This window comes from Obesumbacterium proteus (assembly GCF_001586165.1).
GTDB classification, from domain to species: Bacteria; Pseudomonadota; Gammaproteobacteria; order Enterobacterales; family Enterobacteriaceae; genus Hafnia; species Hafnia protea.
On the sequence record NZ_CP014608.1, the window covers coordinates 4116747 to 4129111 of the forward strand.

Below are 12365 nucleotides of genomic sequence, written 5' to 3' on the forward strand. Positions count from 1 at the left end.
CAATAAATAGCACCTACAAAAACGGGCTGAAGTTAAACTTCAGCCCGTTTGTTTGAGACTAAGAAAACTTAGCTCAGATATTTACACAGATACGAAGTGGGTTCCGCAACCTGCAAGTTAAACTCGCTATGCCCCGGAACAAAGAACGTTTCACCTGATGAGAACACCTGCCAATCAGGCGCACCCGGAATTAACACACGCAATGCACCTGTAATCACCGTCATCTCTTCCGGCTTATCGGTTGAGAAGGTGTATTCCCCTGCGTCCATTACGCCAATGCTCTGACGCCCAATGCTGCCACTGTCAAAACCAATCGACTTCACTTTACCAGCAAAATACTCATTTACATTCAACATACTATGGCACCTGTATTGAGAAGGGGTTACTGCATCTTGTATGAAAAAAACAGTGCTGTCACTGACTTAGTTCACACTGTGAGAGAACCACGCCGGTTATGGCTTCAAGCGCTCATTAACTGAACGTTTGTTTAGTAGGCGCTGGCATCGGTAATCACCCTAATCTGTTCCGTGCTCAAGCTGAGATTAGCCGCCACCGCGAGCTCGTTCAGCTGTTTTAACGACGTTGCGCTCGCAATCGGTGAGGTAATCCCCGGCTGTGCGATTTGCCAAGCTAATGCCACCGCCACCGGCGAGGCATTGACCTCATGAGCCACCTGCTCAAGCGCATCAAGGATCCCCAACCCACGGCTATTGAGGTATTTCTCCACAATCCCGTTACCCCGTGCGCTTTTGTGAGCATCTTCGGCGCTGCGGTATTTTCCTGAAAGGAACCCGCTGGCCAACGCGTAATAGTTAATTACGCCCAGACCTTCTTTTGTACCAGCGGTGCCAGCCCGACTTCGAAATCATGGCGGTCGTATAAATTGTATTCGGGTTGAATGGTTTCATAGCGCGCTAAGCCCAGCTTAGCACTCACGTCTAACGCCTTAGCCAAGCGCTCCGCGCTGTAGTTTGACGCCCCAATCGCGCGCACCTTGCCCTCTTTGATCAACGCGTCAAAGGCATTCATCGTCTCTGCCAACGGCGTGTTTTGGTCATCATCATGCGCCTGATAAAGATCGATATAATCCGTTTTCAAGCGGCGCAAAGAGGCTTCCACCGCCTCGCGGATATAACGTGCCGATAGCCCTTTCAGCTGTGGCCCCATCGGTTTACCCACTTTGGTAGCCAGAATAATTTGGTCACGCTTGCCGCTTTTTTGTAGCCAGTTGCCGATAATAGTTTCGGACTCGCCGCCGAAATTCCCCGGCACCCACGCAGAGTAAACGTCGGCGGTATCAATGAAGTTCAGTTTGTGGTCTAGCAGTGCGTCAAGCAGGCTAAACGAAGTTGCCTGATCCACGGTCCAACCAAATACGTTCCCCCCCGAAGGTAATGGTTGGAACTCGAATACCAGAACGTCCTAGCTCACGTAAATTCATTATTGGCTCCTGTATTGAGATTTGAGAAAACAACGCTGATAACGAATACTATTAGCACTAATTATTCGTATAGGTGATAGACAATTTAGGCTAAATCCAGAAAGGTCTTACCCTATCTGACTTATCTTCCACATTTCCTTCATTTTTAGATAAAGCTGACGGCCTAGAATAGTAAACTGACACGAGTCACTAATTTGTTTGTGATTGGGCCACTAAGTCCAATTTTTATATTCCCGCTGCGGCGGGGATATTTCTCTGGAGAATTCAGTCTGCAATGAGCGCTTTCAATAAACCGACCTCCCGTAAACGCCTTTGGTGGGCTATCGCCGTTCTTGTTGTGGCTGGCGTCATTGTTTGGCGTTATACCAGCAGCGGCACCGAAGCGCCCGCGGCTGGCGCAGAACAGGCACAGAAAGGGAAAGCAGGTGGCAAAGCTGGCGGTCGTCGTGGCGGCAGCGGCATATTGGCTCCGGTTCAGGCGGCAGAAACACGCATATCTAACGTGCCTAACTACCTCACCGGTTTGGGAACGGTCACGGCAGCCAATACGGTCACCGTGCGCAGCCGCGTCGACGGTCAACTGATGAAAATTCACTTCACCGAAGGCCAACAGGTCAAAGCCGGTGATTTGCTGGCCGAGATCGACCCACGTCCTTTCCAAGTTCAACTGGCGCAAGCCCAAGGGCAACTGGCCAAAGATCAGGCCATTTTAGCCAATGCGCGTCGCGACTTAGCGCGTTATCAACAGCTCAGCAAAACCAATATGGTTTCGAAGCAAGAGCTGGATACACAGGCCTCTCTGGTGACGCAAACTCAGGGCAGCATCGTGGCCGATCAAGGTGCCGTTGACAGCGCCAAGCTTCAGTTGACCTACAGCCGTATCACCGCGCCTATTGATGGCCGCGTGGGGTTGAAGCTGGTTGATGAGGGCAACTACATCACCAGCGGCGATACCACCGGTTTAGTGGTGTTAACGCAAACCCATCCGATTGACGTGGTCTTCACCCTACCAGAAGCAAATATTGCCAGCATTCAGCAGGCACAAAAAGAAAACGGCAAGTTAGAGGTGGAAGCGTGGGATCGCTCCAATCAGCACTTACTCACCACCGGCACCTTGCTGAGCATGGATAACCAGATCGATACCAGTACCGGCACCATCAAAATTAAGGCGCGTTTTGATAACCAAGACGACACCTTATTCCCTAATCAGTTTGTTAACGTGCGCCTGAAAGTCTCCACCCAAAGCGACGCCGTGGTAGCGCCTGCGGCCGCGGTTCAGATGGGGAACGAAGGCAACTTCGTCTGGGTATTGAATGATAAAAATCAGGTGAGTAAGCACGCCGTATCCGTGGGAACCCGTGATGCCTCTGACGTGGTGATTACCGGTGGGCTCTCAGCGGGCGAGCGCGTGGTGACTGACGGTATCGATCAGTTGACCGAAGGCGCAACCGTCGAAGTGATTGCCCCGCATAGTGAAAATACCGCACAGACTCAGGCACAAGCAGGCAAAGATATTCCTGCTAAACCAAACACGGATAAGCAGAACGCTGGTAAACAGGACAAGTCATAATGCAACACACGCCTGTCGGTTCTGAAGAGCCTAAAAACGAAACGCCCGCCGCCGGTGGGCCTTCTCGCCTGTTTATTCTGCGTCCGGTAGCCACCACGCTGCTGATGGTGGCTATTCTGCTGGCGGGGATCGTCGGTTATCGTTCACTGTCGGTTTCCGCGTTGCCAGAGGTGGATTACCCAACGATTCAGGTGGTGACGCTTTATCCGGGCGCGAGCCCAGACGTCACCACGTCTGCCATTACCGCACCGCTGGAACGTCAGTTCGGCCAGATGTCGGGCTTAAAACAGATGTCGTCGCAAAGCTCCGGCGGCGCGTCGGTGATTACCTTACAATTTCAGCTAACGCTGCCGCTCGACGTCGCGGAGCAAGAGGTTCAGGCTGCGATTAACGCCGCCACCAATTTGCTGCCGACCGACCTGCCCTATCCGCCGATTTACAGCAAGGTTAACCCTGCCGATCCACCGATCATGACCATCGCCGTCACCTCGGATGCCGTGGCGATGACGCAGGTTGAAGATATGGTGGAAACCCGCATTTCGCAGAAAATCTCGCAGGTTAGCGGCGTGGGTCTGGTGACGATTTCAGGCGGTCAGCGTCCTGCGGTGCGCGTGCGTTTGAACGCACCGGCGGTTGCTGCCTACGGTTTAGACAGTGAAACCATCCGCACCGCTATCGTTAACGCCAACGTTAACTCGGCGAAGGGGAGCTTTGACGGCCCAACGCGCTCGGTTACGCTGTCTGCCAACGACCAAATGAAGTCGGCAGAAGACTATCGCGATCTGATCGTGGCCTATGCCAACGGTGCGCCGGTTCGTTTAAGCGATGTAGCAACTATCGAACAGGCGGCAGAAAATACTAAACTGGCCGCGTGGGCTAACACCAAACCCGCCATCATTTTAAACGTTCAGCGCCAGCCGGGTGCGAACGTTATTACCACGGCCGACAGCATTCAGTCATTGCTGCCACAGCTGACAGAAAGCCTGCCAAAATCAGTAAAAATGACGGTGCTAACTGACCGCACCGAAACCATTCGTGCCTCGGTCAGCGATGTTCAGACCGAACTGCTGCTGGCGATTGCGCTGGTGGTGATGGTGATTTATCTGTTCTTGCGCAATGTTCCTGCCACAATCATTCCTAGCGTGGCGGTGCCGTTGTCGCTGGTGGGTACATTCGCCGTCATGTATTTCCTCGATTTTTCAATAAACAACCTCACCTTGATGGCCTTGACTATCGCCACCGGTTTCGTGGTCGATGACGCCATCGTGGTGATCGAAAACATCTCGCGCTATATCGAAAAAGGCGAAAAGCCGCTGGATGCCGCATTGAAAGGCGCGGGAGAAATTGGGTTCACCATTATTTCTCTGACATTCTCCCTGATTGCGGTGCTAATCCCACTGCTGTTTATGGGCGATATTATCGGGCGACTGTTCCGCGAATTTGCGGTTACCTTGGCGGTGGCGATCCTGATTTCGGCCGTGGTGTCGTTAACCCTAACGCCAATGATGTGCGCACGTATGCTCAGCCATGAATCACTGCGCAAACAAAACCGCTTCTCGCGTGCCAGCGAGCGTTTCTTCGAACGCGTCATTGCCAAATATGGCGAATGGCTCAAGGTCGTGTTGAATCACCCGATGCTCACGCTAAGCGTGGCGCTGAGCACGCTGGTGCTGACCGTTCTGCTGTATATTTTCATTCCTAAGGGCTTCTTCCCGATTCAGGATAACGGCCTGATTCAAGGCACCGTTCAGGCACCGCAGTCGGTTTCCTTTAGCGAAATGGCGCAGCGTCAGCAAACGCTGGCGGCTGAAATTCTCAAAGACCCTGACGTCGCGAGTCTGAGCTCATTTATCGGCGTGGATGGCACCAACGCCACGCTAAACAGCGGGCGTTTACAGATCAACCTCAAGCCGCTGGATGAACGTAAAGATCGCGTTCAGCAGATCATCCCGCGCCTGCAAAAAATGGCCGACAAGATCCCCGGTATTCAGCTTTATCTGCAACCGGTTCAGGATCTGACCATTGATACGCAGGTGAGCCGTACACAGTACCAGTTCACTTTACAGGCCATGTCGCTGGACGAACTGAGCACGTGGGTACCGAAGCTGGTGGGTGAACTGCAAAAATCACCGATGCTGAAAGACGTGAGCAGTGACTGGCAGGATCAGGGATTAGTGGCCTTTGTGAACGTTAACCGCGACACCGCCAGCCGCTTAGGCATTACCATGGCCGACGTGGATAACGCGCTGTATAACGCCTTCGGCCAGCGGTTGATCTCCACGATTTATACCCAAGCTAATCAGTATCGCGTGGTGATGGAGCATAATCAGGATCACAGCAATGGTTTAGCCGCGTTTAACGACGTGTATCTCACCAGCAGCGACGGCAAAAATGTACCGTTGAATGCGATTGCGACTATTGAAGAGCGTTTTGGGCCGCTGTCGATTAATCATCTCGATCAGTTCCCATCAACCACGGTGTCGTTCAACGTTACCGACGGCTACTCACTCGAGCAGGCGATGAAAACCATCACCAGCACCGAGCAGCAGCTGAATATGCCCGTTGATATCACCACGAATTTCCAAGGTGCAACGCTCGCGTTTGAATCAGCGCTGGGCAACACGCTGTGGCTTATCGTGGCGGCGATTGTCGCGATGTATATCGTTCTGGGCGTGCTGTATGAAAGTTTTATTCATCCAGTCACCATCCTGTCAACGCTGCCGACCGCTGGGGTGGGTGCACTATTGGCGCTCATTATGGCGGGCAGCGAGCTCGACGTGATTGCCATTATCGGCATCATTTTGCTGATTGGTATCGTGAAGAAAAACGCCATCATGATGATCGACTTCGCCCTTGCCGCCGAACGTGAGCAAGGAATGGCGCCGTATGACGCCATTTATCAAGCCTGTTTGCTGCGTTTCCGCCCAATTCTTATGACCACGCTGGCGGCGCTGTTGGGTGCTCTGCCGCTGATGCTCAGCACCGGCGTTGGGGCCGAACTGCGCCAGCCGCTGGGGATTTGCATGGTCGGCGGTTTGATCATGAGCCAAATTCTGACGCTGTTCACCACGCCGGTGATTTACCTGCTGTTTGATAAGGTTTCGCGAAACACGCATCCGGCTAAAGATCCGCAGGAGAACATCCAGTGAAGTTCTCTCCGTCGAAAGGCTTCTTCGCCCTGTTCATCAACCGGCCGGTCGCCACCACGCTGCTGACGCTGGCCATTACGCTGTGCGGCATTTTGGGCTTCAGATTATTGCCCGTTGCGCCGCTGCCGCAGGTGGATTATCCGGTCATTATGGTGAGCGCCTCCCTACCGGGCGCTTCGCCTGAAACCATGGCGTCATCGGTGGCGACACCGTTGGAGCGTGCGTTAGGGCGTATTGCCGGAATCAGCGAGATGACCTCATCCAGCTCGCTCGGCAGTACGCGTATCATCATTCAGTTTGATTTTAACCGTGATATCAACGGCGCCGCGCGCGACGTGCAGGCCGCGATTAATGCGGCACAAAGCCTGCTGCCGTCTGGCATGCCGAGTCGCCCAAGCTATCGCAAAGCCAACCCGTCTGATGCGCCGATCATGATCATGACGCTGACGTCAGACACCTATGACCAAGCGAAGCTTTACGACATCGCCTCCACTCAGCTGGCGCAAAAAATCGCGCAGGTAGACGGCGTGGGCGACGTTTCGGTTGGCGGAAGCTCTTTGCCCGCGGTACGCGTTGAGCTCAATCCTGAAGCGCTGTTTAATCAGGGCGTTTCGCTCGATAGCGTGCGCACGTCCATTGCCAACGCGAACGTGCGTCGCCCTCAAGGGGCCGTTGACGCACAAAATCAACGCTGGCAGGTGCAGACCAACGATGAAATCAAAACCGCGCAGGACTATCAGCCCTTAATCATTCATTACAACAACGGTTCTGCGGTGCGACTCAGCGACGTCGCCAACGTTAAAGATTCGGTGGAAGACGTGCGTAACGCGGGGATGACCGACGCCAAGCCCGCCATTTTGATCATGATCCGCCGCAGCGCTGACGCCAACATTATCGAAACCGTCGATCGTATTCGCGCTGAGATCCCCGAGTTTAAAGCGCTGATCCCGGCCTCTATCGATTTACAGGTGGCTCAGGATCGATCACCGACCATTCGTGCTTCGCTCGACGAAGTAGAAAGCTCGCTGTCTATCGCCGTGGGCTTGGTGATCATGGTGGTATTCCTGTTCTTGCGCTCTGGCCGAGCCACGCTGATCCCCGCCGTCGCCGTGCCGGTTTCGCTCATCGGCACCTTTGCCGCTATGTATCTGTGCGATTTTAGTCTGAATAACCTTTCGCTGATGGCGCTGACGATCGCGACCGGATTTGTGGTCGATGACGCCATTGTGGTACTGGAGAATATTTCACGCCACGTGGAAGCGGGCATGGAGCCGAAAAAAGCGGCGCTGATTGGTGCACGTGAAGTCGGTTTCACCGTGCTATCCATGAGTCTATCGCTGGTGGCGGTGTTTATCCCGCTGCTGTTGATGAGCGGTTTGCCGGGGCGTTTGTTCCGTGAGTTTTCGGTTACGCTCTCGGTGGCTATCGGCATATCGCTGGTGATTTCACTCACCCTCACGCCAATGATGTGCGCGCACCTGCTTAAAAAGCGCCCGTCACGCCATCAGGAACGGATCCGCGGCTTTGGTAAGCTGTTGCTGAAAATGCAGCAAGGCTACGGCAAGAGTTTGGGCTGGGTATTAAACCATGCGCGCTGGGTGTTGCTGGTCCTAATCGCCACCATCGGTCTGAATATCTGGCTGTATATCTCTATTCCTAAAACCTTCTTCCCTGAGCAGGATACCGGCCGTCTGATGGGCTTTATTCAAGCCGACCAGAGCATCTCGTTTCAGGCGATGCGGGGCAAACTGCAAGACTTCATGAAAATTGTGCGCAGCGATCCCGATGTGGATAACGTGACCGGTTTCACCGGTGGCTCGAACGTTAACAGCGGCATGATGTTTATCTCGTTGAAACCGTTGGGTGAGCGAAAAGACGATGCTCAGCACGTGATTGCGCGTCTGCGCGGCAAGCTGGCCAAAGAGCCTGGTGCGAATTTGTTCCTGATGGCGGTGCAAGATATTCGCGTGGGCGGTCGTCAAGGCAACGCTAGCTATCAGTACACGCTGCTCTCCGACGATCTTTCCGAGCTGCGTAAATGGGAACCTAAAATTCGCGCGGCCTTTGCCAAGCTTCCTGAACTGGCCGATGTGAGTTCCGATCAGCAAGATAAAGGCTCGGAGCTGGCGCTGACCTATGACCGCGAAAGTATGGCGCGTTTGGGCATTAACGTGGCTGATGCCAACGCCTTGCTCAATAACGCCTTCGGTCAACGACAGATTTCAACTATCTATCAGCCGCTGAATCAATATCACGTGGTGATGGAAGTGGCGCCGGAGTATACGCAGGACGAAAGTTCGCTGGATAAAATGTTTGTGATTAACAGCGACGGCAAAGCTATTCCGCTTTCCTATTTTGCAAAATGGCAGCCTGCCAACGCGCCGCTGTCGGTTAACCATCAGGGCTTAACCGCCGCATCAACTATCTCCTTCAACCTTCCGGAGGGAGGTGCGCTGTCAGATGCCTCTGCCGCGATTGAACGCACCATGACCGCACTGGGCGTACCGAATACGGTACGTGGTAGCTTCGCGGGTACTGCGCAGGTTTTCCAAGATACCCAAAACTCGCAGATCATTTTGATTCTGGCCGCCATTGCGACGGTGTATATCGTGCTGGGTGTTTTATATGAAAGCTATGTGCATCCGCTGACGATTCTGTCTACCCTGCCCTCGGCAGGCGTGGGCGCGCTGTTGGCGCTAGAAATGTTTGGCGCACCTTTCAGCCTGATTGCGCTAATCGGCATCATGCTGCTAATCGGGATCGTGAAGAAGAACGCCATCATGATGGTCGATTTTGCGCTAGAGGCCGAACGCAACGGCGGTATGAGCCCGCGCGATGCGATATTCCAAGCCTGTCTGCTGCGTTTCCGCCCGATCATGATGACCACCATGGCGGCGCTGTTTGGCGCATTGCCTCTGGCGTTTAGCAGCGGCGATGGAGCAGAACTGCGTCAGCCTTTAGGTATCACGATTGCCGGTGGTTTGGTGATGAGCCAGTTACTCACGCTCTACACTACGCCGGTGGTGTATCTCTATTTTGACCGACTACGCAGCCGCTTTAGCAAAGTAAAAACGCTGAAACCGCTACCAAGATAGACCTTGTACAACGGCACATTACCGGACAGCTGAGCGGAAAACGGCGGGCAAGCACGAGCGGCATGGACGCCGCGAGAATCGTAGGGAGTCGGGAACGACTCTACGATGGTGCGATTAAGCCCAGAGTTTGCAGCGAAGGAACCTGCGCAGCAGGCTGGTAGGTGGTGCCGAGCCGGGTCACTAGGGGGCGGCGGCGAGCCCCCTAGTCCGGACGCTTGCTGGTTCACACAGTAAAACAACAATGCCTGTTAGCGTTCGGAATAACTCACTGAACCTAAATAATGACTTAACTTACCGGAGCTTTATCCATGCCTGAACAATCCGCCTCGGTCCGCTGGCAGCTATGGATTGTCGCTTTTGGCTTCTTCATGCAAACGTTGGATACCACCATCGTCAACACGGCGCTGCCTGCCATGGCGGCAAGCCTTGGAGAAAGCCCGCTGCGCATGCAGTCGGTGGTGGTGGCCTACGTGCTCACCGTGGCGGTAATGTTACCTGCCAGCGGCTGGCTGGCCGACCGTGTGGGCGTGAAACGTGTTTTCTTCAGCGCAATTGTGTTGTTTACGCTGGGATCGCTGTTTTGTGCTCAGGCTGAAACCCTAAATCAGCTGCTGATGGCTCGTGTGCTGCAAGGCATTGGTGGCGCAATGATGGTGCCGGTTGGGCGTTTAACCGTGATGAAAATAGTGCCACGTAGCCAATATATGGCGGCGATGACCTTCGTTACGCTTCCCGGCCAAATTGGCCCATTGGTTGGCCCTGCACTCGGTGGATTTCTAGTGCAATACGCCAGTTGGCACTGGATCTTTTTAATCAATTTACCCGTCGGTATTATCGGTGCCATCGCGACGCTGTGGCTGATGCCTAATTACAGTATGCAAACGCGGCGTTTTGATATCAGCGGATTTGTGATGCTCGCCGTTGGGATGGCAACGCTGACGCTGGCGCTCGATGGCCATAAAGGGCTCGGGCTTAATACCAACATGATTTATGGCCTGATACTGTCCGGCGGCATCGCGTTAACCAGCTATTATTGGCACGCTAAGCGCAGCGATGCACCGCTGTTTAGCCTCGATCTGCTAAAAACTAAAACGTTCTCTCTCGGGCTGAGCGGCAGTTTTCTCGGGCGGATCGGCAGCGGAATGCTGCCATTCATGACGCCCATTTTCCTGCAAATCGGAATGGGATTCTCACCGTTTCACGCCGGACTGATGATGATCCCAATGATTATCGGCAGTATGGGCATGAAACGCATCGTGGTGCGGGTCGTGAATCAGTTTGGCTATCGTCGGGTATTGGTCGGAGCCACGTTGGCGTTAGCGGTTGTCAGTTTGGCGCTGCCGTTTACCGCAATGTATATCAGCCTTTGGGCTATTCCGCTGGTGCTGTTCTTTCAAGGGATGATTAACGCCATGCGTTTCTCATCGATGAATACGCTCACGTTGAAAGATTTACCCGATGAACTGGCCAGCAGCGGCAACAGTTTACTGTCGATGATCATGCAACTTTCCATGAGCTTGGGTGTGAGCGTAGCGGGTATCCTGCTCGGCAGGTTCTCACACCATCAAATCACGGCGAATAGCCTAGAGATCCATCAGGCATTTTTATTCACCTATGTCTGTATTGCTCTGATTATTGCTCTACCCGCGCTGGTATTTTTACGCGTACCGGACGACACGCTGGAAAACAGCACTCTTGAACGCACAGCGCGCCGTCGCAAGGAGGAACCATGAAGCTCGGTATCACAGGCAAGCTGTTTCTTGCCATTTTCTCCACCTGCATTCTGGTGTTGATCACGATGCACTGGGGCGTGCGCGTGAGTTTCGAGCGCGGCTTTATTGACTACATCAAGCACGGCAATGAGCAGCGGGTGCGGTTGTTAGCCTCTGAGCTGGAAGAGCGCTACGCGCAGGCCGGAAGCTGGCGCTTTCTTCGCCATAACGACCGCGTCATTTTCCAGATCATGCATAACATTGAGCAAAGCAACGAAGGCAACGATACGCTGCCTCCGCACGGCTGGCGCACGCCGTTTTGGGTGATTGATAGCAATAATCGTAAAATGGTTGGGCCACCGGGCGAAATCCCCACCGAAGGCACTCGCCAACCGGTCACGTACCAAGGGAACACGGTGGGATGGGTGGTCACCACGCCGCCGGAGCGTTTAACGCGGAATACCGATATCAACTTCGATTTGCAGCAACGGCGAACCAGCTGGCTGATTGTGGCGCTGGCGACGCTGCTGGCGGCGGGCGTTACCTGGGCACTATCACGCAGTATGCTGGCTCCGGTTAAGCGCTTGGTCGACGCCATGCATCGACTCGCCGCCGGTAATTTTTCTACCCGCGTTGAAGTGGAATCACGCGACGAATTGGGCAAGCTGGCGCAAGACTTCAACCAGCTCGCCATCACGCTGGAAAAAAATGAGCATATTCGCCGCGCGCTCATGGCCGACGTTTCCCATGAGCTACGCACGCCGCTGGCGGTGCTGCGCGGTGAATTAGAAGCGATGCAAGACGGCGTTCGCCAAATGACGCAGGATTCATTGGCATCGTTGCAGGCCGAAGTGAGTACGTTAACCAAGCTGGTTAATGACCTGCATCAGCTCTCAATGTCTGACGCAGGTGCCCTTGCCTATCGCAAAGAGCACATTGACGTCATTCATCTGGTGCAAATCGCCGCTAGCGCATTCCACGACCGTTTCTCAATGAAAAACATCGCGCTTTCGCTCGACCTGCCCGAAAAAGCCGGTGTGTTTGGCGATCCCGATCGCTTACTCCAGCTGTTCAATAATTTATTCGAAAATAGCCTGCGGTATACTGATGGCAATGGGCAACTTAAGGTACAAGGTCAAATCCGTGATACCTATTTGCAGCTTTATTGGCAAGACAGCGCCCCCGGCGTGACCGATGAGCAGCTTCAGAAAATATTTGAACGTTTTTATCGAGCCGAAGGTTCGCGCAACCGCGCCAGCGGCGGCTCCGGTTTAGGATTATCTATCTGCCAAAATATAGTCGAAGCGCACGGCGGACAAATGACCGCAGAGCATTCGCCGCTGGGAGGCTTAACCATCAGCCTGCAACTGCCGCTTGATACAGAAAGCTAAGAGGAAG

The 12365-nt window shown here is 53.9% G+C and carries 6 protein-coding genes and 1 pseudogene; 5 read left to right on the forward strand and 2 right to left on the reverse strand.

The genetic code is table 11. The annotated features are described in order from the left end of the window. Positions 1-68: 68 nt before the first annotated feature. On the reverse strand, positions 69-356 hold the full coding sequence (ppnP, locus tag DSM2777_RS19225; protein WP_004091927.1) for a pyrimidine/purine nucleoside phosphorylase: 288 nt from the start codon (positions 354-356) through the stop codon (positions 69-71). Positions 357-487: 131 nt separating this feature from the next. Further along, positions 488-1441: pseudogene (locus DSM2777_RS19230) on the reverse strand (aldo/keto reductase). A gap of 274 nt (positions 1442-1715) precedes the next feature. Between DSM2777_RS19230 and DSM2777_RS19235 the strand changes: the two are divergent. The 5 genes from DSM2777_RS19235 (at position 1716) to baeS (ending at position 12358) form a co-directional block, all read left to right on the forward strand. Beyond that, the gene (locus DSM2777_RS19235) at positions 1716-3011 is read left to right on the forward strand and encodes an MdtA/MuxA family multidrug efflux RND transporter periplasmic adaptor subunit (protein ID WP_061554895.1); all 1296 of its coding nucleotides are present in this window, start codon (positions 1716-1718) and stop codon (positions 3009-3011) included. After that, a complete protein-coding gene (locus tag DSM2777_RS19240; protein WP_061554896.1) occupies positions 3011-6160 on the forward strand; it encodes an MdtB/MuxB family multidrug efflux RND transporter permease subunit in 3150 nt (1049 codons plus the stop codon). The genes DSM2777_RS19235 and DSM2777_RS19240 overlap by 1 nt, the downstream gene beginning before the upstream one ends. Further along, entirely contained in the window at positions 6157-9255 is a 3099-nt protein-coding gene (gene mdtC, locus DSM2777_RS19245) for a multidrug efflux RND transporter permease subunit MdtC (RefSeq protein WP_025799815.1), read from the forward strand. Before DSM2777_RS19240 ends, mdtC begins: the two co-directional genes overlap by 4 nt. A gap of 308 nt (positions 9256-9563) precedes the next feature. Further along, a complete protein-coding gene (mdtD, locus tag DSM2777_RS19250; RefSeq protein WP_061554897.1) occupies positions 9564-10988 on the forward strand; it encodes an MFS transporter in 1425 nt (474 codons plus the stop codon). Further along, positions 10985-12358 carry an envelope stress sensor histidine kinase BaeS gene (gene baeS, locus DSM2777_RS19255; protein ID WP_061554898.1) on the forward strand — a complete coding sequence of 458 codons (1374 nt, stop codon included), beginning with the start codon at positions 10985-10987 and terminating at the stop codon, positions 12356-12358. Before mdtD ends, baeS begins: the two co-directional genes overlap by 4 nt. Positions 12359-12365 lie beyond the last annotated feature (7 nt).

Coding starts and splice junctions, on each gene's coding strand:
- mdtD (WP_061554897.1), top strand. CDS start 9,564: ATGCCTGAACAATCCGCCTCGGTCCGCTGGCAGCTATGGATTGTCGCT.
- baeS (WP_061554898.1), top strand. CDS start 10,985: ATGAAGCTCGGTATCACAGGCAAGCTGTTTCTTGCCATTTTCTCCACC.
- DSM2777_RS19240 (WP_061554896.1), top strand. CDS start 3,011: ATGCAACACACGCCTGTCGGTTCTGAAGAGCCTAAAAACGAAACGCCC.
- DSM2777_RS19235 (WP_061554895.1), top strand. CDS start 1,716: ATGAGCGCTTTCAATAAACCGACCTCCCGTAAACGCCTTTGGTGGGCT.
- ppnP (WP_004091927.1), bottom strand. CDS start 356: ATGTTGAATGTAAATGAGTATTTTGCTGGTAAAGTGAAGTCGATTGGT.